This is a genomic window from Thiobacillus sp. (assembly GCF_030696885.1).
In the GTDB taxonomy this organism is placed as follows: domain Bacteria; phylum Pseudomonadota; class Gammaproteobacteria; order Burkholderiales; family Thiobacillaceae; genus Thiobacillus.
The window spans coordinates 1-23,540 of record NZ_JAUYRI010000031.1; the positions used below are offsets into that span (position 1 = coordinate 1).

27 protein-coding genes and 2 tRNA genes are annotated in these 23,540 nt (G+C 62.8%); 11 read left to right on the plus strand and 18 right to left on the minus strand.

Annotated elements, in window-relative coordinates; genetic code table 11:
* From Q8R61_RS13625 to Q8R61_RS13655, 7 genes are all read right to left on the minus strand, one after another.
* Window positions 1-327, minus strand: a 327-nt coding sequence (locus Q8R61_RS13625; protein ID WP_305538192.1) for a hypothetical protein, incomplete at its 3' end; no start/stop codon positions are given.
* Between the two features lie 120 nt (window positions 328-447).
* The gene (locus Q8R61_RS13630) at window positions 448-1,041 is read right to left on the minus strand and encodes a hypothetical protein (RefSeq protein ID WP_305538194.1); all 594 of its coding nucleotides are present in this window, start codon (window positions 1,039-1,041) and stop codon (window positions 448-450) included.
* Window positions 1,038-1,253, minus strand: a complete 216-nt coding sequence (locus Q8R61_RS13635) for a hypothetical protein (protein WP_305538196.1) — start codon at window positions 1,251-1,253, stop codon at window positions 1,038-1,040. Before Q8R61_RS13635 ends, Q8R61_RS13630 begins: the two co-directional genes overlap by 4 nt.
* Window positions 1,254-1,547: 294 nt before the next feature.
* Complete coding sequence (locus Q8R61_RS13640) at window positions 1,548-2,186, minus strand: DUF6680 family protein (protein WP_305538198.1); 639 nt, start codon at window positions 2,184-2,186, stop codon at window positions 1,548-1,550.
* A gap of 134 nt (window positions 2,187-2,320) precedes the next feature.
* On the minus strand, window positions 2,321-3,466 hold the full coding sequence (locus Q8R61_RS13645; protein WP_305538200.1) for a ribonucleotide-diphosphate reductase subunit beta: 1,146 nt from the start codon (window positions 3,464-3,466) through the stop codon (window positions 2,321-2,323).
* Between the two features lie 547 nt (window positions 3,467-4,013).
* Window positions 4,014-6,908, minus strand: a complete 2,895-nt coding sequence (locus Q8R61_RS13650) for a ribonucleoside-diphosphate reductase subunit alpha (protein WP_305538202.1) — start codon at window positions 6,906-6,908, stop codon at window positions 4,014-4,016.
* Between the two features lie 172 nt (window positions 6,909-7,080).
* Window positions 7,081-7,335, minus strand: coding sequence for a hypothetical protein (locus Q8R61_RS13655; protein ID WP_305538204.1), 255 nt, complete (start codon window positions 7,333-7,335; stop codon window positions 7,081-7,083).
* Between the two features lie 74 nt (window positions 7,336-7,409).
* Between Q8R61_RS13655 and purU the strand changes: the two genes are divergently transcribed.
* The 4 genes from purU to Q8R61_RS13675 are packed head-to-tail and all read left to right on the plus strand — an operon-like array spanning window position 7,410 to window position 10,774.
* Window positions 7,410-8,264, plus strand: a complete 855-nt coding sequence (gene purU / locus Q8R61_RS13660) for a formyltetrahydrofolate deformylase (RefSeq protein ID WP_305538205.1) — start codon at window positions 7,410-7,412, stop codon at window positions 8,262-8,264.
* 4 nt (window positions 8,265-8,268) lie between these two features.
* Window positions 8,269-9,840: a hypothetical protein gene (locus Q8R61_RS13665; RefSeq protein ID WP_305538207.1), complete on the plus strand. Its 1,572-nt coding sequence runs from the start codon at window positions 8,269-8,271 to the stop codon at window positions 9,838-9,840.
* Window positions 9,837-10,430 (plus strand): NAD(P)H:quinone oxidoreductase, encoded by a 594-nt coding sequence (gene wrbA, locus Q8R61_RS13670; RefSeq protein ID WP_305538209.1) that lies wholly within the window; start codon window positions 9,837-9,839, stop codon window positions 10,428-10,430. Before Q8R61_RS13665 ends, wrbA begins: the two co-directional genes overlap by 4 nt.
* Window positions 10,427-10,774: a DUF2069 domain-containing protein gene (locus tag Q8R61_RS13675; protein ID WP_305538211.1), complete on the plus strand. Its 348-nt coding sequence runs from the start codon at window positions 10,427-10,429 to the stop codon at window positions 10,772-10,774. The genes wrbA and Q8R61_RS13675 overlap by 4 nt, the downstream gene beginning before the upstream one ends.
* 131 nt (window positions 10,775-10,905) lie before the next feature.
* Here Q8R61_RS13675 and Q8R61_RS13680 read toward each other — a convergent pair whose 3' ends face one another.
* The 9 genes from Q8R61_RS13680 to Q8R61_RS13720 all read right to left on the minus strand — a co-directional run bounded on the left by Q8R61_RS13680 (window position 10,906) and on the right by Q8R61_RS13720 (window position 18,744).
* Window positions 10,906-12,441 carry a 2-isopropylmalate synthase gene (locus Q8R61_RS13680; protein WP_305538213.1) on the minus strand — a complete coding sequence of 512 codons (1,536 nt, stop codon included), beginning with the start codon at window positions 12,439-12,441 and terminating at the stop codon, window positions 10,906-10,908.
* 211 nt (window positions 12,442-12,652) lie between these two features.
* Window positions 12,653-13,447, minus strand: coding sequence for a CDP-diacylglycerol--serine O-phosphatidyltransferase (pssA, locus tag Q8R61_RS13685; RefSeq protein WP_305538215.1), 795 nt, complete (start codon window positions 13,445-13,447; stop codon window positions 12,653-12,655).
* A gap of 25 nt (window positions 13,448-13,472) precedes the next feature.
* Entirely contained in the window at window positions 13,473-14,102 is a 630-nt protein-coding gene (locus Q8R61_RS13690) for a phosphatidylserine decarboxylase (RefSeq protein ID WP_305538216.1), read from the minus strand.
* Between the two features lie 96 nt (window positions 14,103-14,198).
* On the minus strand, window positions 14,199-15,215 hold the full coding sequence (ilvC, locus tag Q8R61_RS13695; protein ID WP_305538218.1) for a ketol-acid reductoisomerase: 1,017 nt from the start codon (window positions 15,213-15,215) through the stop codon (window positions 14,199-14,201).
* Between the two features lie 20 nt (window positions 15,216-15,235).
* Window positions 15,236-15,727, minus strand: coding sequence for an acetolactate synthase small subunit (gene ilvN / locus Q8R61_RS13700; protein ID WP_305538220.1), 492 nt, complete (start codon window positions 15,725-15,727; stop codon window positions 15,236-15,238).
* On the minus strand, window positions 15,724-17,436 hold the full coding sequence (locus Q8R61_RS13705; protein WP_305538222.1) for an acetolactate synthase 3 catalytic subunit: 1,713 nt from the start codon (window positions 17,434-17,436) through the stop codon (window positions 15,724-15,726). Before Q8R61_RS13705 ends, ilvN begins: the two co-directional genes overlap by 4 nt.
* Window positions 17,437-17,626: 190 nt before the next feature.
* On the minus strand, window positions 17,627-17,962 hold the full coding sequence (locus tag Q8R61_RS13710; RefSeq protein WP_305538224.1) for a DUF2173 family protein: 336 nt from the start codon (window positions 17,960-17,962) through the stop codon (window positions 17,627-17,629).
* A gap of 10 nt (window positions 17,963-17,972) precedes the next feature.
* Window positions 17,973-18,311 carry a DUF2173 family protein gene (locus Q8R61_RS13715; RefSeq protein ID WP_305538226.1) on the minus strand — a complete coding sequence of 113 codons (339 nt, stop codon included), beginning with the start codon at window positions 18,309-18,311 and terminating at the stop codon, window positions 17,973-17,975.
* A gap of 28 nt (window positions 18,312-18,339) precedes the next feature.
* The gene (locus tag Q8R61_RS13720) at window positions 18,340-18,744 is read right to left on the minus strand and encodes a DUF2173 family protein (protein WP_305538228.1); all 405 of its coding nucleotides are present in this window, start codon (window positions 18,742-18,744) and stop codon (window positions 18,340-18,342) included.
* A 76-nt stretch (window positions 18,745-18,820) separates the two neighbouring features.
* Here Q8R61_RS13720 and Q8R61_RS13725 point away from each other — a divergent pair, with 76 nt between their 5' ends.
* From Q8R61_RS13725 to Q8R61_RS13755, 7 genes are all read left to right on the plus strand, one after another.
* Window positions 18,821-19,258, plus strand: coding sequence for an RDD family protein (locus Q8R61_RS13725; protein WP_305538230.1), 438 nt, complete (start codon window positions 18,821-18,823; stop codon window positions 19,256-19,258).
* A gap of 250 nt (window positions 19,259-19,508) precedes the next feature.
* On the plus strand, window positions 19,509-19,952 hold the full coding sequence (locus Q8R61_RS13730) for a DUF6231 family protein (RefSeq protein ID WP_305538232.1): 444 nt from the start codon (window positions 19,509-19,511) through the stop codon (window positions 19,950-19,952).
* Between the two features lie 129 nt (window positions 19,953-20,081).
* Entirely contained in the window at window positions 20,082-20,504 is a 423-nt protein-coding gene (locus tag Q8R61_RS13735) for an SseB family protein (protein WP_305538234.1), read from the plus strand.
* 22 nt (window positions 20,505-20,526) lie between these two features.
* Window positions 20,527-21,912, plus strand: a complete 1,386-nt coding sequence (locus Q8R61_RS13740) for an FAD-binding oxidoreductase (RefSeq protein ID WP_305538236.1) — start codon at window positions 20,527-20,529, stop codon at window positions 21,910-21,912.
* 54 nt (window positions 21,913-21,966) lie between these two features.
* A tRNA-Ala gene (locus Q8R61_RS13745) sits at window positions 21,967-22,042 on the plus strand.
* A gap of 16 nt (window positions 22,043-22,058) precedes the next feature.
* On the plus strand, window positions 22,059-22,247 hold the full coding sequence (locus Q8R61_RS13750; protein ID WP_305538238.1) for a hypothetical protein: 189 nt from the start codon (window positions 22,059-22,061) through the stop codon (window positions 22,245-22,247).
* A 47-nt stretch (window positions 22,248-22,294) separates the two neighbouring features.
* Window positions 22,295-22,370 (plus strand) — tRNA-Glu (locus Q8R61_RS13755).
* Between the two features lie 139 nt (window positions 22,371-22,509).
* On the opposite strand, the gene Q8R61_RS13760 is transcribed toward Q8R61_RS13755, so the two are convergent.
* Window positions 22,510-22,647, minus strand: coding sequence for a lmo0937 family membrane protein (locus Q8R61_RS13760; RefSeq protein ID WP_305538240.1), 138 nt, complete (start codon window positions 22,645-22,647; stop codon window positions 22,510-22,512).
* Window positions 22,648-22,707: 60 nt separating this feature from the next.
* A complete protein-coding gene (locus Q8R61_RS13765; RefSeq protein WP_305538242.1) occupies window positions 22,708-23,418 on the minus strand; it encodes a Crp/Fnr family transcriptional regulator in 711 nt (236 codons plus the stop codon).
* Between the last annotated feature and the right edge of the window lie 122 nt (window positions 23,419-23,540).

The following is a 23,540-nucleotide window of genomic DNA, read 5'->3' on the forward strand; positions in this document are numbered from 1 at the left end:
CGAAAGCGCAATATTGGCTTTCAGGTGCCCGAACAGCTCGCCTGTGCTCAGAAATTTGCTCTCGGCAGGCGCATCCCAGGGCACGACATCCACGACTTCCCAGCGTATGCCGAATGCCCGCACCCAAATTGCAGAAACCCTATTGATCGAGCTTCTGATTTCGCTTTCCCAGTCTGGCCGCTGTCTTGAATCCATGTCGGCGGCAATCCTGAGCTTAATAGTCCGTGACCACGTATCTGACTGGCCTGCGCTGGCATTATGCACCCCGGTCAGCATGGCCAGGGCGAACACAACGATTCGTAGAAAATCCAAGGCGAAGGTTTTCATCATCACATTCCGAATGAATAAGGTGTCTGACCCCATTTATGCAGTGCAACCGCTCGAGCTGGGCGGCTTGCAGACAATTAAGGTGCTGACCCCATTTTTTTGTTATTGCAATTGCAGTGCTTATTCTGTGTGCGCACAGGGATGCTTCGATGAATCCCGGTATCCAATAGAAACTGGAGTCATGCAGGCCAAGCTGAATTCCGGGCGCCCCGACTCCCTGGAAACATCAACAATGGCATATACCGTGGCGCCGGATCTCACGGAGAACTCATAGCGAATAGGCACTGGCCCGACCACTACGGCCGGGTAAACCTCGAACTTCTCGCCGACAGCTTGAATCACGGCCGGATTCTTCCTCACAAACTCCTGAGCGAGAAACTGCTCGTCCTTGAGGTCTTGCTTCTGCTCTTTCTGGTTCATCCAATAGAGTCCTGCCGCCCCGACGGCAACCAGAACCATCAGCGCAAATGAAGCTGAAGCTATTGCTCGTTTTCGCGAACGGCCACCGGGTACCCCACCGTAAACAAGTAACGTTATTGTCGCGATGGAAAATGTCATCAGCGATACTGGCATCGCCGCAATGATGTACCAAGGGGCAACGGTCCAGTATTCCGACGAAGGACCGTGATATCTGAAACTTTCGACGTAGACAAAAATACTTGCCGCTATAACTGGCAGCAATCCAAATCCGATAACGAAAATAATTTTTTTCATTCTGCTCCAAGGGGATTCGAATTGTTCGCGCACAACGGGGAGGAAAAGGTGTCTGACCCCATTTGCCCCCATTCCATGTGCGCCGCGTAACCGCAGTCCTCCCCGGCGGGCACGTGCCGGTTGGCTTGCTCCAGCCAGTCGATCGCACCGTCCGCGCGGGCAATGTAGCCGTCGAGCGATGTGGCGATGAAAACGGTCGTGCGTAGTGTCATCAGTCAAGGGCGCAATTGAAATGAGGTCAGATTGAGCTAACCCTGGCCCCTTTGATTATTTTTTGTTCGTATTCCAGAAAATTGACAGCGATGTTGCCGAGATAGAGGAAAAAGCCAAGGCTACTGCCATGTTGTATTCATTCCAGAGCAGATACGCTGGAAAAATGGTAAAAATTGCTATGACGATCAATGTCCCGATCCACTCACTAATCACACCAGTCATTACACTCCCCCCTGTTTTTGTCTAAGGAAAACCGTGGTCCCCTTTTGTTACTCTATGGTAATTCCTTCAGGTCACTCAACTTTACTGTCATCTTTGATAGCGACTGTAAGCGCGCCACTGCCGTCTAAGGCAGAGGACAGTTTTGATTGAAGCTCTAGCTGTGCCTTAAGGGCTTCATCGTGGATGGGGAAACTAGTTACTTCCATCTTTAGTGAGGTATCACCAGCAAGTACGTCAATTGCCAGTTTGCGAAGTGCCCTTTGTTGATCTTCTAGTTCACCGTGTGCGATTGGCGAATATGAACCTTTTTTCAACTGCACGCGATCGAACTTATAACCCACATCGTCTGCCATAGCGAAAAGCATATTAATGAAAAGTTCGTCGCCATTAATGTGCCAGATCCGCAGTGCATCATCGTCGACCTTTGTATTCAGGTGGTCGTGGTATTCGCGCCATGTGTCAATCACGGACTGTTCAGATTTGCTGCGCCGGTGAATGCCAAAAATTTTCTGACCATAGAAGGCGAGGTCAATCATATTTAATGCTTGGACATGCTCAGACGAAACGCGCGCGGCACGGGTAGCCATCAGCTGATGGAAAACCCAGGACTTCCGTGACCCACGTTCACGCGCGCGCTCAACGGCCTTCTGAGCTTGCACAGCAAGCACCGGCCCAAGCAGCGTAGCCAGAACTACTGACCAGTCATTCATTATTCCTCCTTCGAAGCCCAACGATTATTCACTTGGCCCATGGGGCCGATGGATTTCCGAATCGGATCTGGCATCAACACTCCACGCCAACAAAAAAGGCGCAGTCTCCTGCGCCTTTTTGTCATCCCAGCCGGTCAATCCCAGCTCAACGCCCCGCCCGTCTGATACTCCGTGACGCGCGTCTCGAAGAAGTTCTTCTCCTTCTTCAAATCGATCATCTCGGCCATCCAGGGGAAGGGGTTGGTGACGCCGGGGAACATTTCGTCGAGGCCGATCTGCTGGCAGCGGCGGTTGGCGATGAAGCGCAGGTATTCCTTGAACTGGGCCGAGTTCAGGCCCAGCACGCCGCGCGGCATGGTGTCTTCGGCGTAGCGGTATTCGAGTTCGACGCCCTTCTGGATCAGGTCACGGATTTCGGCCTTGAACTCGCTGGTCCACAGGTGGGGGTTTTCCAGCTTGATGGTGTTGATGAGATCGATGCCGAAGTTGCAGTGCATGGACTCGTCGCGCAGGATGTACTGGTACTGCTCGGCGGCGCCGGTCATCTTGTTCTGGCGGCCCAGCGCGAGGATCTGCACGAAGCCGACGTAGAAGAAGATGCCTTCCATGATGCAGGCGAAGACGATCAGCGACTTCAGCAGGGCCTGGTCGGCCTCGGGGGTGCCGGTCTTGAATTCGGGGTTGGTCAGCGTGTCGATGAAGGGGATGAGGAAGTCATCCTTGTCGCGGATGCTGGCGACTTCGTGATAGGCGTTGAAGATTTCGCCTTCGTCCAGACCCAGGCTTTCGACGATGTACTGGTAGGCGTGGGTGTGGATGGCCTCTTCGAACGCCTGGCGCAGCAGGTACTGGCGGCACTCGGGCGCGGTGATGTGGCGATAAGTGCCAAGCACGATGTTGTTGGCGGCGAGCGAATCGGCGGTGACGAAGAAGCCGAGGTTGCGCTTGACCAGGCGGCGCTCGTCTTCGGTGAGCGCGGTGGGGTCTTTCCACTGCGCAATGTCGCGGCTCATGTTTACTTCCTGCGGCATCCAGTGGTTGGCGCAGCCGGCGAGGTATTTTTCCCACGCCCATTTGTATTTGAAGGGGACGAGCTGGTTCACATCCGTCGCGCCGTTGATCACGCGCTTGTCGGAAGCCTGCACGCGGCGGGTCTGCGGCGCTACCGCCGGGGCGTCGGCCACGTGGGCCGCCGGTGCGGTGGATTCCTTGCGCAGGAAAGCCGGCACGTCGATGGCGGGCTGTACGGCGGGGGTGAAGTCTTCTTCAAAATTCAGCATCGTTCTAAATCTCCTTTGGTTTTCCCAAAGTGGGCCTGGGCCCACACTGCTTTTAATCTATTGAGCGGGCTGAAAGCCCACCCGACGTTCCTTATTGGTCCCCTTCTGCGCCACCTCGACTGGATCGAGTCAGCGGGGATGAAGGCGAGCACTGTCTGAGCTCCGCAGTGAGGCGCGTTTTGTGCGCCTCGCCAGGGCGAGTTGCGCAGCCGCCCCGATGGCTCGGTTCAGTCGAGGCCCGCCCCGAAGGGGTGGCGCAGCAGGGCGGCTTTCTCTTTGGTTACTTTCTCTTGGCCGTGCAAGAGAAAGTGACTAGCCGCCGGGCTACCCCCGGCCAACGGACCGTCGCACATCACGACGGCATCCATTGACTAGGTTTGCCTCTTCTTTAGTGCCCCTCCTCCTACAACCTCTTTCGTCACCCCGGCGCACGCCGGGGTCCAGTTAAATTCGCTGGATTCCGGCGTTCACCCGCAAGGGGTAGGCCGTGGTTGTAAACAGCTAAAGCTGTAACAACCACGCACCGCCGGAATGACGGTATGCCCCTTTACTGGCAGGCCTCGCATTCCTCAAACCCCGGATCCCCTGGCCGCATCGTGCATGCCTGGCCGACAATCTCCGGCTCCGGCAGGTGCTTGGGCCCGGACGCGTGGCTGCCCATCGCCCCGGCGCCGCCGCTGGAAGAAACAGCATTCAGCTCGCCGCCCTTTCCAGTGGATTTCTCCGCCGACGTCGCCCCCAGCGTGCGCAGGTAATACGTGGTCTTCAGGCCGCGAATCCACGCCAGCTTGTAGGTCTCGTCGAGCTTCTTGCCGGAGGCGCCGGCCATGTAGATGTTCAGGCTCTGCGCCTGGTCGATCCACTTCTGGCGACGGCTCGCGCATTCGACCAGCCAGCTGGTTTCCATCTCGAACGCGGTGGCGTACAGCGTGCGGATGTCGGCCGGGATGCGGTCGATCTTGGCCAGGCTGCCGTCGAAGTACTTGATGTCGGCGACCATGACCTCGTCCCACAGGCCCAGCTTCTTCAGGTCGTTGACCAGGTATTTGTTGGCGACGGTGAATTCGCCCGACAGGTTGGATTTGACGTAGATGTTCTGATACGTCGGCTCGATCGACGCGGAGACGCCGACGATGTTGGCAATCGTCGCGGTCGGCGCGATCGCCAGGCAGTTGGAGTTGCGCATGCCGTACTGGCTGATGCGCTCGCGCAGGCTGCTCCAGTCGAGCGTGCTGCTCATGTCGACTTCCAGGTAGCCGCCGCGCTCTTCGGCCAGCAGTTTCAGCGAATCCTGCGGCAGGATGCCGCGGCTCCACAGGCTGCCTTCGTAGCTGGAATAGCGGCCGCGTTCCTGCGCCAGTTCGGTCGACGCCCAGAAGGCGTAGTAGGCGACGGCTTCCATCGAGCGGTCGGCAAAATCCACCGCCGCGTTCGACGCGTAGGCCACGCGCAGTTCCTGCAGCGCATCCTGGAAGCCCATGATGCCGAGGCCCACCGGACGGTGCTTGAGGTTGGAATTGCGCGCCTTGCCGACGGCGTAGTAGTTGACGTCCACGACGTTGTCGAGCATGCGCATCGCGGTGTGGATCGTGGCCTTCAGCTTCTCCAGATCCAGCGCGCCGTCTTTCAGGTGATTGACGAGGTTGACCGAACCGAGGTTGCAGACCGCGACTTCCTGCTCGTTGGTATTGAGCGTGATCTCGGTGCACAGGTTGGAGCTGTGGACGACGCCGACGTGCTGCTGCGGGCTGCGGATGTTGCACGGGTCCTTGAACGTGATCCAGGGATGGCCGGTTTCGAACAGCATCGACAGCATCTTGCGCCACATCTGCAGCGCGGGAATGCGGCGGAACACCTTGATCTCGCCGCGGTCGGCCTTGCGCTCGTATTCGCAATAGGCTTCGGCGAAGGCGCGGCCGTACAGGTCGTGCAGGTCGGGCACGTCGTTGGGGGAGAACAGCGTCCAGTCGCCGGCTTCCATCACGCGCTGCATGAACAGGTCCGGAATCCAGTTCGCGGTGTTCATGTCGTGGGTGCGGCGGCGGTCGTCGCCGGTGTTCTTGCGCAGGTCGAGGAATTCCTCGATGTCGAGGTGCCAGGTTTCAAGGTAGGCACAGACCGCGCCCTTGCGCTTGCCGCCCTGGTTGACCGCGACCGCGGTGTCGTTGACGACTTTGAGGAAGGGCACGACGCCCTGCGATTTGCCGTTGGTGCCCTTGATGCGGGCGCCCATCGCGCGTACCGGGGTCCAGTCGTTGCCGAGGCCGCCGGCATACTTCTGCAGCATCGCGTTTTCCTTGATCGCCTGGTAGATGCCGTCGAGGTCGTCGGTGACGGTGGTCAGGTAGCACGACGACAATTGCGAATGACGGGTGCCGGCGTTGAACAGCGTCGGGGTCGAGCTCATGAAGTCGAACGAGGACAGCACCTGGTAGAACTCGATCGCGCGCGACTCGCGATCGACTTCGTTGATCGCGAGGCCCATCGCCACGCGCAGGAAGAAGGCCTGCGGCAGTTCGATGCGCGACTCTTCAATGTGCAGGAAATAGCGGTCGTACAGCGTCTGCAGGCCGAGGTAGCCGAACTGGTAGTCACGGCCGGCGTCGAGCTCTTTGGCCAGGCGCGCCAGGTCGAACTGGGCGAGCTTCTCGTCCAGCAGTTCGGCGGCGATGCCCTTCTTGATGAATTGCGGGAAATACTCGGCGTAGCGTTCGCCCATCTGCGCCTGCATCACCGCTTCGCCCAGCACTTCGTGGCGGATGGAGTTCAGCAGCAGGCGTGCGGAGACGAAGGAATAGCCGGGGTCCTGCTCGATCATCGAGCGGGCGGCCAGCACCAGCGCCTTTTCGACTTCGGCCATCGGCACGCCGTCGTAGAGGTCGCGCAGCACGGTGTGCATGATCGGCTCGGCCTTGACGTTGTCGCCGAGGCCGGTGCAGGCGTCGGCCAAGAGGCCGGCCAGACGCGCGGTGTCGAGCGGCTTTTTGACGCCGTCCTCGATCACGTGCAGCTGGGCTTCGGGCACGCCGGCGGCCTTTTGCGCGGCGCGCTCCTGGGTGCGCTTTTCGCGGTAGAGCACGTAGGCGCGGGCGACTTCATGCTCGCCCGAGCGCATCAGCGCCAGTTCGACCTGGTCCTGGATGTCCTCGATGTGGAAGGTGCCGCCGTTGGGGGTGCGCCGCATCAGCGCCGCGGTCACCTGGCCGGTGATCGACTCGACCAGTTCGCGGATGCGCGCCGACGCTGCCGCCTGCCCGCCCTGCACCGCGATGAAGGCCTTGGTGACGGCAATCGCGATCTTGCTGGGCGCAAAGCCGACCACCGAGCCGTTGCGGCGGATGATCTTGTAGTCGGCGTAGCGCGAGTCGGTCAGGGTCGGTTCGGCGGTTTCAAGCGGGGGAATGGGCGGGGGTGCAGCGGATTCGGTGGCGACGTTCAGCATCGAGGGGGCTCCTTGGTGGCGATGACATAAAACCAGGCGCTGCGCGGTCGTTGATTCACAACTTATCCCGACTTATGCACAGCTTTCCCAGCCCCCGTGCACAGTTCTATTCACAACATATTGTGGTGCTGACGGAGGGCAGGTACAAATTCTAGGTGTCCGGCCCGGCATGTCAACCCGGAATTGCATCCGGATGCAGGGTTTTTTCGGGGCCCGGAAAATCCCATGGCAAATCAAAGTTTTTGCCGGGCGGCATGCCTAAAATTTGCACAGCTGAAAGGCAGAATGCGCCCTGGCGACGAGAAACGCCCGGCCAGCCCGATGAATGCGTTAGCGTTTGATGAATCCGCCGCGCCGAATCGGGGAGGCGCTGCGCAAAGACTGCTGAATCCTTGCGCGCGCAGCTGTCGAACCGCTGACAAGGCATGGATTTGCCTGCGGGAATGCAGGGGTTTTGGTTATGATGGTGAAAAAAACCGCCCCGAGATTGCCGGGAATACCATGCGTCATACCGCCGTATTGCTGATTTCCTGCCCCGACCAGAAGGGGCTGGTTGCCGCCATCGCCGATTTCCTGCTGCAGCACAACGCCAACATCCTGCATGCCGACCAGCATCAGGATGCCGAGCTGAAGCTGTTCTTGATGCGGGTGGAATGGGAACTGGCGGAGTTCAGCCTCGACCTGGCCGAGTTCGCCACCGCCTTCGGCCCGATCGCCGAGCGCTTCGGGATGACCTGGCGGCTGGCCGAGTCGAGCCGCAAGCCACGTCTGGCCGTGTTCGTCTCCAAGTTCGACCATTGCCTGGCCGACCTGCTGTACCGCTACCAGAGCGGCGAGCTGCACTGCGAGCTGCCGATTATTCTCAGCAATCACGAAGACACGCGCTGGCTGGCCGACGCCTACCGGGTGCCCTACCAGCACCTGGTGGTGCACAAGGATGGCAAGCACGAGGCCGAGCAGATCCAGATGGCGATCCTGCGCGACCAGAAAATCGACTTCATCGTGCTGGCGCGCTACATGCAGGTGTTGTCGGCTGACTTCATCCGCCACTTTCCCAACCGCATCATCAATATCCACCATTCCTTCCTGCCGGCGTTTCACGGCGCCAAGCCGTATCACCGGGCGTTCGAGCGCGGCGTCAAGCTGATCGGCGCGACTGCGCACTACGTGACCGAAACGCTGGACGACGGCCCGATCATCGAGCAGGACGTGGCGCGCATTTCGCACCGCGACAGCCTCGACGATCTGATCACCAAGGGCGCCGACTTGGAAAAGGTGGTGCTGTCGCGCGCCGTGAAATGGCACCTCGACAACCGCGTGCTGGTGTACGCCAACAAGACCGTCGTGTTCGACTGACCCCATGCTCTCCTTCAACCTTCCCGACACCGATTCGGTGCTGAAGCAGACGGTGGAAACGCGCCCGAAAGCGGTGGTGCAGTGGCTCGACCGGCTGCCTTTTGCCAGCCCGGCCGACGTGGCGCAACAACTGGTGATGGCGCTGTTTACGCTCAATCGCCACCCGCTGGCCGAGGACGATCGCGCCACGCTGCTGGCGCTGTACCGGCCGGCGGTGCAGCGCGTCGCCGCGGGTCTGGAAGCCCGGCTGGTTGAAGCCGGCGTGCCGCCGCACGCGCAACTGCGCCAGGCCGGCGCGCTGCTGCGCGAACTGCACATCGAGCACAGTCTCGGCTACAAGCAGGTGCTGCTGGGACTGACGCAGCGCCGCTTCGGCCGCGCCACCGCGCGGCACGTGGCTGAGGCCGCGAGCCACCTGCAGGCCGCGCTGCGCGACCTGCAGATGGCCTGCGCGCTGACCCATACGCCGCCGCCCGCCGGCCTGTGGCAGGACCTGCACCAGGTTCAGACCCATGTACAGGAAGCGGACCTGGCTGATACCGCAAGCGACGACACGCCGGCACCCAGCCTGCCCTACCGCCAGGCGCTGCTGATTGCGCGGGCCGACCCGTTGCGCCTGAGCAACGCCGAATTGCTGCTGATGCGCCAGTATCTGGACCGCTTTGCCGCGCTGGCCACGCTGGTGCCGGCACCGGTGCCCGGCCACCACGGCTTTGCGATCCCAGTCGCGGGCGACGTGCCACCCAGCCATCTGCCGCCGGAGCAACCGCCGCAACGCTGGCTCGACACCGATGCGCTGTGCCGCCATCTGCACGACAGCGCCGCGCGCCTGCGCGCCGGCGAATCGCCGCACCGCATCGGCCTGCCGTCCGACATCAATGTCGACCTCACCCGACGGCTGTTCCAGCGCCTGCTCAAGCTGTGGAGCAGCGGCGTGCAGCGCGCGTTCCGGCGCTTTGCCACGTCGGGCAGCAATCTTCAGATGGTGGCCGGCGTCAGCGCGATCCATCGCCTGCTGGAGCAGTCGCTGCCGCAGGACAGCACCCCGCCCGGCGATAGCGACAGCATGTCGATCGGCGATGTCGGCACCACGCAGGCGATGCCGGTCATGGTCAACGCCACCCACTGGACCGTCAGCAACGACAGCGCCGCCGGGCTGGCCCTGAGCGGCACGCCCGATGCCCCGCTGAACCTGAAGGTGGGCGACCCGCTGGCCATGGGCGGCAGCGACACGGGGGGCTGGGCGCTGGGGGTGATCCGCTGGGTCGTGATGCGCGATGCGCGCCAGGTCGAGCTCGGCGTCGAGCGCCTGTCGCCGCAGATCCAGCCGGTGTGGGTGCAGCCGATGCGCGGCCGCCGCAAGGTCGCGCCCGAACCTGCGCTGTTCGTGCCCGGCATTGCGGCGCTGCAGCAGAATGACCGCCTGCTGCTGCCGCGCCATCTGTATCAGTCGGGGCTGGATGCCGACGTCTGGCACGCGCCCCATCACTACGCGCTCACCTTTGGTCGCCGGGTGGAACAGACCCCGAGCTTCGACCTGATCGAATTCAGCATTTTTGCAGACGAGACCCCATGACCGAAATTCTTGTCCTCTACTACAGCGCCGGCGGCAGCGTGCGCGAGATGGCGCAGCTGGTGGCGCGCGGCGTCAACCAGGTGGCCGGTGCCGCGGCACGCGTGCGCACCGTGCCACCGGTGGCGCCACGCACGCAGGTGGCCGAGCCGCCTGTGCCCGACGAAGGCGCACCCTACGTCGAGCTGGCCGACCTCGAACAGTGCGCCGGCATCGCGCTCGGCTCGCCGACGCGCTTCGGCAACATGGCGGCGCCGCTGAAGTATTTTCTCGACACCACCGGCGCGCTGTGGGCCAAGGGCACGCTGGTCGGCAAGCCCGCCGCGGTGTTCACCTCCACCGCCAGCCTGCACGGCGGCCAGGAAACCACGCTGACCAGCATGATGCTGCCGCTATTGCACCACGGCATGCTGATCGTCGGCCTGCCCTACACGCTCGCCGAGGTGAACCACACCGCCAGCGGCGGCACCCCCTACGGCGCCAGCCACTGGGCCGGCCCCGCCGACGACAAGCCGCTGACCGACGACGAGCGCGCGCTGTGCATCGCGCTCGGGAGGCGGCTGGCCGAAACCGCCGTGAAGCTGGCGGCATGAAGGCGCTGCAACTTACTGCGAGCGCGAGCCTGATCGCGCTGATTTTTCTGTGCCTGGCGTGGGAGCTGTGGCTGGCGCCGATCCGCCCGGGCGGCTCTTCGCTGGTATTCAAGACGCTGCCCTTGCTGTTGCCGCTGATGGGCATCCTCAAGGGCCGCCGCTATACCTATCAATGGGCGCCGATGCTGATCCTCGCCTACTTCACCGAGGGCGTGGTGCGCGCCTGGTCCGACAGCGGCCTGTCGGCCTGGCTCGCCGGTGTCGAGGTGCTGCTGTCGGTGGTGTTCTTCTTCGCCGCGATCTACTACGCCAAGCTGAGCGCGCCGTCGCGGCGGGCGGGCTGACCCGGGCCAACGATGACTCACAACGCGAACGGCGACCGCCTCCGTAGGCCGGGACACAGAGTCGACGCGCTTTCCGGACGCCCATGAAAAACGCCCCAGACGGGGCGTTTTTCCATTGCTGCATCACGCTACTACACCTGCGGATGCGCCCGCTCGCGCTTGCTGTGCAGCTTGTTCAGCGCGTGCAGGTAGGCCTTGGCCGAGGCCACGACGATGTCGGTGTCGGCGCCCTGGCCGTTGACCACGCGCCCGTCCTGCGCCAGCCGCACGGTGACTTCGCCCTGCGCGTCGGTGCCGCTGGTGATGTTGTTGACCGAGTACAGCAGCAGGTCGGCGCCGCTGTTGACCACCGATTCGAGCGCCTTGAAGGCGGCGTCGACCGGGCCCGAGCCGTTGCCATCGGCATGCCATTCGGCGCCGTCGTCGGTGAACACCAGCTTGGCGTGCGGCACTTCGCCGGTCTCGGAGCACACTTTCATCGACACCAGCTTGTAGCGCTCGTGCTCGGTCGCGTAGCCCTCGTCGGAGACCAGCGCCTGCAGGTCTTCGTCGAAGATTTCGCGCTTCTTGTCGGCGAGGTCCTTGAAGCGGGCGAAGGCGGTGTTGAGCGCTTCCTCGCTGTCGAGCACGATGCCGAGTTCGGCGAGCTTGGTCTTGAACGCGTTGCGGCCCGAGAGCTTGCCGAGCGTCAGCCGATTGGCGTTCCAGCCGACGTCCTCGGCCCGCATGATTTCGTAGGTCTCGCGGTGCTTGAGGACGCCGTCCTGGTGGATGCCGGATTCATGCGCAAAGGCATTGGCCCCGACGATGGCCTTGTTGGGCTGCACCGGGTAGCCGGTGATGGTGGAGACGAGCTTGGACGCCGGCACAATCTGCGTCGCGTCGATGCGGGTGTCGCAGTTGAACACGTCACGGCGGGTGCGCACCGCCATCACGATTTCTTCCAGCGAGGCGTTGCCGGCGCGCTCGCCCAGCCCGTTGATGGTGCACTCGACCTGGCGCGCGCCGTTCATCACCGCGGCGAGCGAGTTGGCGACCGCCATGCCAAGGTCGTTGTGGCAGTGGGTCGACCAGATCACCTTGTCCGAGCCGGGCACGCGCTCGATCAGCTGCTTCATGCGCTCGCCCCACAGCGCCGGAATGCTGTAGCCGACGGTGTCGGGCACGTTGATGGTTTTGGCGCCGGCCTTGATCACCTCGTCGAACACGCGCACCAGGAAATCCATCTCGGAGCGCACCGCATCCTCGGCCGAGAACTCGACGTCGTCGGTGTATTCGAGCGCGAGCTTGACTGCCTTGACCGCGGCCTCGACCACCTGGTCGGGCTGCATGCGCAGCTTCTTTTCCATGTGGATCGGGCTGGTGGCGATGAAGGTGTGGATGCGCCCCGACTTGGCCGGCTTGATGGCGCCGCCGGCGGCATGGATGTCGCGCTCGTTGGCGCGCGCCAGCGAGCAGATGGTGGAGTTCTTGATGGTTTCGGCAATGGCGCGGATCGCTTCGGCGTCGCCCGGACTGGCGACGGCAAATCCGGCTTCGATGACGTCGACGCCGAGCTTTTCCAGCTGGCGCGCGATGCGGAGCTTCTCTTCCTTGGTCATCGAGGCGCCGGGGCTTTGCTCGCCGTCACGCAAGGTGGTGTCGAAAATAAACAAACGGTCGTTCATGGCAGGCTCCATGGTGGGTCGGGCCGGGGTTCAGTCGATTCGGGCCGACGCATTATATCGGGGTTGCCGCGTGAAGCTGGCGGCGCGGGTACTGCAGGGAGGGGAATTTAATGTGTGCGCGTGACGCGCAGCAGCAGGCTGCCGAACAGAACGTTCGACAGACAGAGAAGGCAGGACGGTTGCGGCCAAGTAGACATGGTCTAAATTGTATCTATTTTTCGCGGTCCGGCAAGGGGGCCGTCGCAGCGGCCTGCTTCCTGCGCTGCAGCAGCTGCCACAGCGCGTCGGCATAGCCCGACAGGCCATACAGCACGAACGCGCCGAACAGCACTTCGGGCGGGCTGGTCGAGACCAGGATGAAGGCCAGCACGATCAGCAGGATGACGAAGAAGGGCACGCTCTTCCTGAGGTTGATTTCCTTGCCGCTGTAGAAGCGGAAGTTGCTGACCATGGACAGGCCGCCGAACAGCGCGATCGCCGCCGCCAGCCAGCGCGCATCGTCACCGGTGAGGCCGTACTCGACCATGACCCAGATGAAGCCGGCGATCAGCGCCGCCGCCGCCGGGCTGGGCAGGCCCTGGAAGAAGCGCTTGTCGGTGACGGTGTCGAGTTGGGTGTTGAAGCGCGCCAGCCGGAGTGCGGCGCCAGCGCAATAGACGAAGGCGGCGATCCAGCCGAACTTGCCCATGTCCTGCAGCGCGAATTCATAGATCACCAGCGCGGGGGCAACGCCGAACGACACCATGTCGGACAGGCTGTCGTACTCGGCGCCGAAGGCGCTCTGGGTGTGCGTCATGCGGGCCACCCGACCGTCGAGCCCATCGAGCACCATCGCGATGAAGATCGCCACCGCGGCATACTCGTAGCGGCCATTCATCGCCTGTACGATGGCGTAGAAGCCGGCAAACAGCGCGCCGGTGGTGAACAGGTTGGGCAGCAGGTAGATGCCGCGGTCACGCATTCGCGGGCGTTTCAGTTCGGCTTTGCGGCGTTCGAAATCAAGCATGGGCAGGCACAGCCTCGGATTAGGATTACCAGCGAGCGAGTATGGTACGCCCCCCGGTGACCTTCTGCCCAATCGAGACTTCGGCGCGCGCCGTGGCCGGCAGGTAGACATCGACCCGCGAGCCGAAGCGGATGAAGCCGTAGCGCTGGCCGCGCGTCAGCGTGTCGCCCGGCTTGACGTAGCACAGGATGCGGCGCGCGATCAGGCCGGCGATCTGAACGCAGGTGACGTCGCCGCGCGCGGTGGCGATGTGAAGCGCGTTGCGCTCGTTTTCGGTGGAGGCCTTGTCGAGGTCTGCATTGACGAAGCTGCCCGGCGTGTACCAGAGGCCCTTGATCTCGCCGTCGACCGGGCTCTTGTTCGAGTGCACGTTGAACACGTTCATGAAAACGCTGATCTTCAGCGCCTCGCGATTCAGATATTCGTCGCGAACCTTTTCCACCACGACAATGCGGCCGTCGGCCGGTGCGATCACCGCGTCGGCGTCGGCCGGCGGCACGCGCGCCGGATCACGGAAGAACTGCAGCGCGAACACCGCCCAGATCCAGAACGGAACCGACCACCAGCCGACCAGCCAGGTCGCAATGAGCGCGGCAGCAAATGCGGCCAGCAATACCAGCCAGCCCTCGCGGGCGATAGGGGGATGTTTGTTCATAGGGGTCAGGATTCAGGGATCAGGATTCAGGGAAAACAAGAGGCGCGGCGTAGCCGCACAAAACCCCCTGAATCCTGAATCCTAGCCCCTAGTCCCTTAGTTTTTAGATTGATCGACCAGCTTGTTCTTGCTGATCCACGGCATCATCGCGCGCAGCTTGGCGCCGACGATTTCGATTTGATGCTCGGCATTCAGACGGCGGCGGGCGGTCATCTCGGGGTAGTTGGTGCGGCCTTCGAGGATGAACTGCTTGGCGTAGTTGCCGTTCTGGATGTTGTCGAGGCACTCCTTCATCGCGGTCTTGGACTGCGCATTGATGACCTTGGGGCCGGTCACGTATTCGCCGTATTCCGCGTTGTTGGAGATCGAGTAGTTCATGTTGGCGATGCCGCCTTCGTACATCAGGTCAACGATCAGCTTCAGCTCGTGCAGGCACTCGAAGTAGGCCATCTCGGGCGCGTAGCCCGCTTCGGTCAGGGTCTCGAAGCCGGCCTTCACCAGGTCGACACAGCCACCGCACAGCACGGCCTGCTCGCCGAACAGGTCGGTTTCGGTTTCTTCGCGGAAGGAAGTTTCGATCACGCCGCCCTTGGTGCCGCCGTTGGCCGCCGCGTACGAGAGCGCGAGATCACGCGCCTTGCCGGACTTGTCCTGGTAGACCGCGATCAGCGAGGGCACGCCGCCGCCCTGGGTGTAGGTGGAACGCACCAGGTGGCCGGGGCCCTTGGGGGCGACCATCACGACGTCGAGGTCGGCGCGCGGGGTGATCTGGTTGTAGTGCACGTTGAAGCCGTGGGCGAAGGCGAGCGTGGCGCCCTTCTTCAGGTTCGGCTCGATGTCGTTGTAGTACGTGCCCGCCATCAGTTCGTCGGGGATCAGGATCATGACGAAATCGGCAGCCTTGACTGCGTCGGCAATTTCCTTGACGTCGAGCTTGGCCTTCTTGGCCTTGTCCCACGAAGCGCCGCCCTTGCGCAGACCGACGGTGACTTTCACGCCGGAATCCTTCAGGTTGTTGGCGTGGGCATGACCCTGCGAGCCGTAGCCGATGATGGCGACCTTGCGCTTCTTGATGAGGGAAAGGTCGGCGTCCTTGTCGTAATAAACTTTCATGCTATTTCCTAGAGTAAAAATCAGACTTTGAGACTGCGCTCGCCGCGTCCGATGCCAGACGCGCCGGTGCGCACGGTTTCGATGATGAAGGCGGAATCGATCGCTTCCAGAAAGGCATCCAGCTTGGAGCCGGTGCCGGTCATTTCAATGGTGTAGGTCGCTTCGGTGACGTCGATGATGCGGCCGCGGAAAATGTCGGCGGTGCGCTTCATTTCCTCGCGTCCCATGCCGACCGCCTTGACCTTGACCAGCATCAGCTCGCGCTCGATGTGGCTGCCTTCGGTCAGGTCCATCACCTTGATCACGTCGACCAGCTTGTTCAGCTGCTTGGTGATCTGCTCGATAATTTCTTCCGAGCCGGTGGTGACGATGGTCATGCGCGACAGCGTGGCGTCTTCGGTCGGCGCCACGGTGAGCGACTCGATGTTGTAGGCGCGCGCCGAGAACAGTCCGGCGACGCGCGACAGCGCGCCGGCTTCGTTTTCCATCAGGAGGGAAATGATGTGTCTCATAGCTCCTCCGCCAGGATCATTTCGGACAGGCCCTTGCCGCCTTCCACCATCGGGAAGACGTTTTCAGTCTGGTCGGTCTGGAAGTCCATGAACACCAGACGCTCCTTCAGCGCCGGCGAGAAGGCTTCCTTCAGCGCGCCCTCGACGTCTTCCGGCTTGTCGATGCGCATGCCGATGTGACCGTAGGCCTCGGCCAACTTGACGAAGTCAGGCAGCGATTCCATATAGGACTCGGCGTAGCGGCTGCCATAGAAGAATTCCTGCCACTGCCGCACCATGCCCATGTAGCGGTTGTTGAGCGTGACGACCTTGACCGGAATGCGGTACTGCTTGCAGGTCGACAGTTCCTGGATGCACATCTGGATCGAGGACTCGCCGGTGATGCAGGCGACCTGCGCGTCGGGGAACGCGAGCTGCACGCCCATCGCATACGGCAGGCCGACACCCATGGTGCCGAGGCCGCCGGAGTTGATCCAGCGGCGCGGCTTGTCGAACTTGTAATACTGCGCCGCCCACATCTGGTGTTGACCGACGTCGGAGGTGATGTAGGCATCGCCCTGGGTCACTTCCCACAGCTTTTCGACCACATACTGCGGCTTGATGATGGCGCCGTTCTGGTTGTACTTGAGGCAGTTCTTGGAGCGCCACAATTCGACCTGCGTCCACCACGCATTCAGCGCGGGCGCATCGGGCTTTTCCTTGGCCTGCTTCAGCAGGGCCAGCATGTCGTTCAGCACGTTCTTGACATCACCGACGATGGGCACGTCGACTTTGACGCGCTTGGAAATCGACGAGGGGTCGACATCGATATGGATGATGCGGCGCTGCTCGCGCGCAAAGTGTGCTGGGTTGCCGATCACGCGGTCGTCGAAGCGCGCCCCGACGGCCAGCAGCACGTCACAGTGCTGCATCGCCATGTTGGCTTCGTAGGTGCCGTGCATGCCGAGCATGCCGAGGTTCTGCTTGTCGGTAGCGGGATGCCCGCCCAGGCCCATCAGGGTGTTGGTGACGGGGAAGCCCAGCAGGCGCGCCAGTTCCAGCAACTGCGCCGAGGCATCGCCCAGCACCACGCCGCCGCCGGCATAGATCATTGGGCGCCGCGCTTCGAGCAGCATCTGCACCGCACGCTTCATCTGCCCGCTGTGGCCCTTGACCACCGGGTTGTAGGAACGCATCTCCACCGTGTCCGGATAGACGAAATCGGTGATGTGCGCGGTCACGTCCTTGGGCACGTCGACCACGACCGGACCCGGACGGCCGGTGGCAGCGATGATGAAGGCCTTCTTCATCGTTGCCGCCAGATCCTTCACGTCCTTGACCAGGAAGTTGTGCTTGACGCAGGGACGCGTGATGCCGACGGTGTCGACTTCCTGGAACGCATCCAGGCCGATCGCCGGCGTCGGCACCTGGCCGGTGACGACGACGATGGGAATCGAATCCATGTAGGCGGTGGCAATGCCGGTCACCGCGTTGGTGACGCCGGGGCCCGAGGTCACCAGGGCCACGCCGACGCGGCCGGTGGCCCGCGCATAGGCGTCGGCCGCGTGAACGGCGGCCTGTTCATGGCGCACCAGCACATGCTTGAATTTGTTCTGCTTGAAGATTTCGTCGTAGATGTTGAGCACGGCCCCGCCGGGATAGCCGAACACGAACTCGACGCCCTCTTCAGCCAGACAACGTACAACGATCTCGGCGCCCGTGGCATCCATAATCTGGCAATAAATCAATTCGTTGGTGGACCGGCGAGAGTAATCGGTTTGCCCCGTTTCGGTCAAGAAAACCCGCCCAATACGCCTGTCCGCTGCACTTTTTGCCCGTTCTGCCTGCAAAACGGCTGTTTGGGGCATGAAAAACCCTCCGCGCACGGAGGGTTTTTCAGGATGAAACGGCTGAACCTGTCTATTCGTGCGCGGTTTCGCCCAGCGCACGCATGATCTCGTTGAGCGAGCCCTGCGCGTTGTCGATCATGCAGACCATGTTGCCCACGCTGCAGACTGTCATCGCGGCACCCTGCACGACCCAGCCCTGCGACGGCGACCAGCCGCGCATCTGCGAAAACAGCGACAGCACGTCGGTATTGCCCGACACCATGCGGCGATACCATTGGGCGAACTTCGCCATGCGTTCCATCTGATCGCGCGACAGCATGCCCTCGGCCTCCATCACCACGCCATCGTCGCGAAAACGGCATACCGCCGTCACGCCGTCGAGCACCAGAATTTTTCTCAGCGACATACGCGCACCCTCAGGCTGACTGCACGGCTTTGAACGAGGCTTCGTAGTCGGCGTCCCGGTTCTTGACGACCACGCCGCAGTTGCCGTCGACGATCACCGACCATTCCAGACCGACCACCGAAAAGCCCTTCAGCGGCTGAAAGCCGCTCTGCCCCGTGAGCGCTTCCCAACCACGCGCCTCCATCGCTGCAATCGCCAGATTGGCCACGCAGGAGTGCGCCAGCAGGTCCAGCACCTGCGGCGTCAGCTCGGTGCCCTCGCGCAGCACGTGCGACTGCAGCTCGCCCTTGTCGGTGTAGGTGAACGCGGCCAGCGCACCCGGCAAATCCATCATTTTTTCCAGATTCATTCGGCTTTCTCCCTATTGGTATCGGTCTTCAGTACAAGGCTTCCCGGGTATCGCCACCCAGCTTGGCATACAGGTTGACCAGCAGGTCGTCGTGCACGTCGCCGACCTTGGCCCGCATGATGGTCATGACGTCGTTCAGCAGTTCGTCGCGGTTTTCGATGAAGGCAAAATAATTGCCCACCGCGCAGATGGTGATCTGGTCACCGTGCGCGATCCAGCCCTGCACCGGGCGACAGCCGATGTTTTCGGCAAAGGAGTCGAATATCTCGGCCTGCATGTTGACCGACAGCGTATTGGCCCGGCACAGGATCGAGGCCATGCGCGCAAACTCGTCGGTCAGCGCGCCCTCGTACGAGAAGCGGTCGCCGCGATAGGCATACTCGCCGGCTGCGACCACGCCGGGAATCACCATGAGTTGCTTTACGATATGCATCGAGTCCCCTTTAAATTGTGCTTATGCTTGCGGCACCCGTGGCAAAGTGTCGCGCCAGACAGAATATAGAACCAGCATGCAAGACAACGCAATAGCCCCCGTCCCGGCCCCCTTCCTGGCACGCATTGCCGCCATGATTTACGAGGCGCTGCTCGTCACCGCGGTGATCTTCATCGCCGCGCTGCCTTTTCTCTATCTGGTAGGCAATGCCGAGACCGGCTGGCGGCATCTGGCCTTTCAGCTGTATCTGCTGGGCGTGCTGTTCGCCTACTTCAGCACATTCTGGCTGCGCAGCGGGCAGACGCTGGCGATGAAGACCTGGCGCATCCGCCTGGTCAACCTGGCCGGCGGCACGATCTCGCTCAAACAGGCCGCGCTGCGCTTTGTGCTCGCGCTGGTCGGCCTGATGCTGGCCGGCGCCGGGTTCTGGTGGGCGCTGTTCGATCGCGACCGCCAGTTCCTGCACGACCGCCTCGCCCGCACTCGGCTGGTGCGCGTGCCGCGCAAGGCATAGGGCGTGTTAATGCTAATTTCACGTCCGCGTTGCCGCGAGAAAGCGATGGATGCAAGGCGTGCCGCGCAGGCAAGGGCCATCCCTTGCCAAGTGGCGCAACGCCGCAGACGCGCTTTCTCGCGACAACCCGAAGGGACGGGCCGATTCGGGCGCATCCCTTTGTCGCAAGCCGCTTGCAGTGAACGACACTGCGGCGCGTCTCGCTTCGCGGCCTGCATCCCGAATCGACCTCGTCGCGGGCGTGAAATTAGTGTTAACAGGCCCTAACTGGCGCGCGCAGCTGGAGGCCCGCCTGCGCGAGATCCGGCCCGCCAGTGTGTGTGCGCTCGACGCGGCGGCGCGGCAACTGGCCGGCGACGTGCTGCCCGCCACACCGCAGGTGTCGCCGACGCCGCAGCCGCCCTTGCCGTGCGCGCTGGCGCTGGGCATCGACGCGCTGGACGGCCTCGACGCCAACGCAGCGCGCCAACTAATCGGCCGGACGCGCCTGTACGTTGCGCCGCATATCCTGCTGGCCGTGCCCGCCGGCTGCGCGCTGGACGAGGCGATGTTTCGCGCGCTCGGCTTCACGCTGTGCGCCACCGATGCGACTGCGGGCATGCGCATCCATGAGTACGACATCGAAACCTACAAGAGCGTGCCGGACTGGCTCAATTCCCGCTTCTGGGCCAATCCCGAGCGCTGGGAGCCCTAAAGGACTCCGATCCACTACGCACTGAAGTGCGTGTGGAGTCGTATGCCCTAAAGGACTGCCCCTGCGCTCGCGCGCGCAAGCGCCGTCGCTTGCGTTACACTGGCCCTTGACCCGCCCCGCCCGACGCCCATGACGAATTTCATTCCCCATAACGCGCTTGAAGAGCAGCTGGCTGCTGTCCATGCCGGCACGCTCGAACCCGAAACTTTTGTGATGCAGCTGATCGACCAGCAGCTGTTCATGCCGGTACGCGACGAAAAAAACCCGATCCAGGGCTTCCAGCGCAGCACCCAGGCCGACCCGCTGATCATCGAGGACGAGGACGGCGAGCGCGTGCTGGTGCTGTTCACCAGCCCCGAGCGCGCGAAGCCGTTCGCCGAGCATTACCCCGATTTTTCCGGCGGTCTGCTGACCGAATTTTCCTGGCTGCTGCGCCGCATCGGCGGCGGCGTGCCGATCGCGCTGAATCCGGGCTGGGACATCGGCATGGACTTCGACGCCGAGATGATCGCCCAGCTGCGTGCCCAGCTGCCGCCCGAGCACTCGGCCTGACCCCCGCTTTCCCCCGTTTGCCATGCTGTCCGATCGCGCGCTTGCCGCTTTCCGTTCCGCCCTCGGCGCCGATCACGTGTTCGACGATGCGGCCACCCGCACGCTGTATGGCAGCGACGAAACCCCACGCCATGTCGAGCCCGACGCGGTGCTGTTTCCCACCTCGCACGACGACGTCGCCGCGCTCGCGCACATCGCATTCGAACACCGCATTGCGCTGACGCCGCGCGGCGCCGGCTCCGGCAACGTCGGCGGTGCGCTGCCCGCGCCCGGCAGCGTGGTGGTCAGCTTCGAGTGCATGCGCCGCGTGCTCGAATTCGATCCCGCCAACCGCCTGATCGTCGTCGAGCCCGGCGTGGTCACCGAGGAAATCGACCGCATTGCGCGCAGCGCCGGCCTGTTCTACCCGCCCGACCCCGGCAGCAACGCGTATTGCCGCATCGGTGGCAACCTCGCGATGAATGCTGCCGGCCCGCGCGCGGTGAAATACGGCGTCACTCGCGACTACGTGCTGGGGCTGCGCGCGGTCACCGGCGACGGCCAGGAGATCCGCACCGGCTGCCGCACCACCAAGGGTGTCACCGGCTACGACCTCACCCGCCTGCTGGTCGGCTCCGAAGGCACGCTCGCGCTGATCACCGAAGCCACACTGAAACTCCTGCCCGCGCCCGAAGCGGTCGCCACGCTGCGCCTGTGCTTCGCCGACAACCGCAGCGCGCTCGACGCGGTCAGCCGCGTCATGCATCAGGCCGTGGTGCCGTGCGCGCTCGAATTCATGGACCACCGTGCCATCGACGCGATCCGCCCGACCGGCGCCGCGGACGACCTGGCGCCCGGCACGCGGGCGCTGCTGATGGTCGAAGCCGACGGCGCCGCCGCGGACCTGCCGCGCCAGATCGCCGGGCTGGAAGCCGCGCTCGCCGGCAACGGCCTGCTCGAAATGAAGAGCGGCTTCACGCGCGAAGCCATCGTGCAGCTGTGGACCGCGCGCAAATCGCTGTCGCATGCGGTCAAGCAGATCGCCCCGCTCAAGATCAACGAGGACGTGGTGGTGCCGGTGTCCCAACTCGCCGACTTCGTAGACTTCATCGACCACACCGCCGACACGCACCGGCTGGCCGTGGTGTCGTTCGGCCACGCCGGCAACGGCAACCTGCACGTCAACCTGATGGTGCACCCCGACGACGCCGACGAAATGGATCGCGCCCATCTGGCACTCGATGCCATCATGCAGCGCGTGCTGGCGCTGGGCGGTACGCTGTCCGGGGAGCACGGCATCGGTACCGAAAAGCGCCGATTCGTGCCGCAGGAAATCGATTCCGCCACGCTTGCGCTGATGCGCGGCATCAAACGGCAATTCGATCCGCACGGCCTGTTGAACCCCGACAAGCTTTTTCCGGATCAATGACGCCACAGAGGCTTTACAAGCACGCAAGGCATCTATAGAATGCGCGGCTTCGTTGGGGGTATAGCTCAGCTGGGAGAGCGCTTGCATGGCATGCAAGAGGTCAGCGGTTCGATCCCGCTTACCTCCACCAACTAACAGGAAGTGCGATGCACAAGCTTGGCGTCATCACCACATTGCTGGGGCTGATACTGAGTGTCGTCGGACTGATCGTTGGATTTTGGAAAATGTTGAATGGCGGTGAGAACCCCGAAGTCTGGATCTCGCTGGTACCATTGGGTTTCGTCGGATTGCTGCTCGGCGTGACCTTGACCCAGCTTTCCAACAATAAGCAGTAGCGACGCGAGTCGCAGCAGTAACGTAGGCGGTTCACACCGTCGTCCGGGTCCCCATCGTCTAGAGGCCTAGGACACTACCCTTTCACGGTAGGTACCGGGGTTCGAATCCCCGTGGGGACGCCAAATACGCAAGCATCCTGCTTGACGTCGTTTGTACACCATCCATTGATTGCCTTTGTCAGCCGCCTCGTGCCGGGCTGTGGCTTTGCCATTTCCGCGCGTGCGGAGACGGACACGCCCTCAAATCCGGGACGGCCTGTCGTCAGCGGCGGATGATTCGAAGCAGGATCACCACGATCGCGATGACCAGCAGGATGTGGATCAGCCCGCCCATGGTGTACGAGGTCACCAGACCCAGTAGCCACAGGACGATCAGTATGATTACGATGGTCTCAAGCATGTGTGCCACGTCTCCCTGAATGTGGACAAGCGCCGCGCAGGGCGCCCTTCGGCCAGCCCATTACCCTTGCATCACCCTTGCATAGCTTGCCTTGTCTTCTTTGTAGCACCCACAGGAGGCGATTTCCAGGCCCGCCCGATCGAGCACCGTGATGTCACCGCGGTGATAACGGATCAGTTCGCGCGCCTGCAGCGCGCTGGCCGCCTTGGTGACGCCGACGCGGCGTACGCCGAGCATGTAGGCGAGGAATTCATGAGTGATATGAAATGCATCCGCATGAGCCCGATCCTGCGTCATCAGAAGCCAGCGGGCGAGTCGCGCCTCCAGCATATGGAATCGGGTACACGCTGCCGTTTGCGCGAGCTGGGCCATCACCACATGGAGATAGCGCTTGAGAATCCGCTGCAGCGCGGCGCTCGATTCGAGCTCCCGACGAAACTGCGCAGCGTCCATTCGCAGCGAGGACCCCGCGCCCTGGACCACGGCGTGCAGCGACGACACGTCGACCCCCAGCACAAGCGGCAAGCCGAGCATGCCCTCGTCGCCGACCATGCCGACTTCCAGGTTGTTGGATTGGTCGATCGTCGACACCATGGAAATGAAGCTGTCGGTAGGAAAATATACATGGCGGATCCGTTCGCCGGGTTTGGCGAGGACGTCGGCGAACACCAGTTCGACCGCTTCGCATGCCGCCAGAAAACGCTGGCGATCCTTGCGCGGCAAGGCGTCGAGCAGGCGGTTGGCAGCGGGGTCGGGCTGGGTGCGCGGCACGTAGACACTCCTGAAGTCGCTTCGGCCCGTGGCAGGACTGCTCGGGGATGATCGATTCAGTGTGGCGTGTGTTACCGGGCCTGTCTGGGCGGTAGCGCACCAAACTGGCTGGGCACAGCCCC

Coding starts and splice junctions, on each gene's coding strand:
- Q8R61_RS13630 (WP_305538194.1), bottom strand. CDS start 1,041: ATGAAAAAAATTATTTTCGTTATCGGATTTGGATTGCTGCCAGTTATA.
- Q8R61_RS13635 (WP_305538196.1), bottom strand. CDS start 1,253: ATGACACTACGCACGACCGTTTTCATCGCCACATCGCTCGACGGCTAC.
- Q8R61_RS13640 (WP_305538198.1), bottom strand. CDS start 2,186: ATGAATGACTGGTCAGTAGTTCTGGCTACGCTGCTTGGGCCGGTGCTT.
- Q8R61_RS13645 (WP_305538200.1), bottom strand. CDS start 3,466: ATGCTGAATTTTGAAGAAGACTTCACCCCCGCCGTACAGCCCGCCATC.
- Q8R61_RS13650 (WP_305538202.1), bottom strand. CDS start 6,908: ATGCTGAACGTCGCCACCGAATCCGCTGCACCCCCGCCCATTCCCCCG.
- Q8R61_RS13655 (WP_305538204.1), bottom strand. CDS start 7,335: ATGCCTTGTCAGCGGTTCGACAGCTGCGCGCGCAAGGATTCAGCAGTC.
- purU (WP_305538205.1), top strand. CDS start 7,410: ATGCGTCATACCGCCGTATTGCTGATTTCCTGCCCCGACCAGAAGGGG.
- Q8R61_RS13665 (WP_305538207.1), top strand. CDS start 8,269: ATGCTCTCCTTCAACCTTCCCGACACCGATTCGGTGCTGAAGCAGACG.
- wrbA (WP_305538209.1), top strand. CDS start 9,837: ATGACCGAAATTCTTGTCCTCTACTACAGCGCCGGCGGCAGCGTGCGC.
- Q8R61_RS13675 (WP_305538211.1), top strand. CDS start 10,427: ATGAAGGCGCTGCAACTTACTGCGAGCGCGAGCCTGATCGCGCTGATT.
- Q8R61_RS13680 (WP_305538213.1), bottom strand. CDS start 12,441: ATGAACGACCGTTTGTTTATTTTCGACACCACCTTGCGTGACGGCGAG.
- pssA (WP_305538215.1), bottom strand. CDS start 13,447: ATGCTTGATTTCGAACGCCGCAAAGCCGAACTGAAACGCCCGCGAATG.
- Q8R61_RS13690 (WP_305538216.1), bottom strand. CDS start 14,102: ATGAACAAACATCCCCCTATCGCCCGCGAGGGCTGGCTGGTATTGCTG.
- ilvC (WP_305538218.1), bottom strand. CDS start 15,215: ATGAAAGTTTATTACGACAAGGACGCCGACCTTTCCCTCATCAAGAAG.
- ilvN (WP_305538220.1), bottom strand. CDS start 15,727: ATGAGACACATCATTTCCCTCCTGATGGAAAACGAAGCCGGCGCGCTG.
- Q8R61_RS13705 (WP_305538222.1), bottom strand. CDS start 17,436: ATGGATGCCACGGGCGCCGAGATCGTTGTACGTTGTCTGGCTGAAGAG.
- Q8R61_RS13710 (WP_305538224.1), bottom strand. CDS start 17,962: ATGTCGCTGAGAAAAATTCTGGTGCTCGACGGCGTGACGGCGGTATGC.
- Q8R61_RS13715 (WP_305538226.1), bottom strand. CDS start 18,311: ATGAATCTGGAAAAAATGATGGATTTGCCGGGTGCGCTGGCCGCGTTC.
- Q8R61_RS13720 (WP_305538228.1), bottom strand. CDS start 18,744: ATGCATATCGTAAAGCAACTCATGGTGATTCCCGGCGTGGTCGCAGCC.
- Q8R61_RS13725 (WP_305538230.1), top strand. CDS start 18,821: ATGCAAGACAACGCAATAGCCCCCGTCCCGGCCCCCTTCCTGGCACGC.
- Q8R61_RS13735 (WP_305538234.1), top strand. CDS start 20,082: ATGACGAATTTCATTCCCCATAACGCGCTTGAAGAGCAGCTGGCTGCT.
- Q8R61_RS13740 (WP_305538236.1), top strand. CDS start 20,527: ATGCTGTCCGATCGCGCGCTTGCCGCTTTCCGTTCCGCCCTCGGCGCC.
- Q8R61_RS13750 (WP_305538238.1), top strand. CDS start 22,059: ATGCACAAGCTTGGCGTCATCACCACATTGCTGGGGCTGATACTGAGT.
- Q8R61_RS13760 (WP_305538240.1), bottom strand. CDS start 22,647: ATGCTTGAGACCATCGTAATCATACTGATCGTCCTGTGGCTACTGGGT.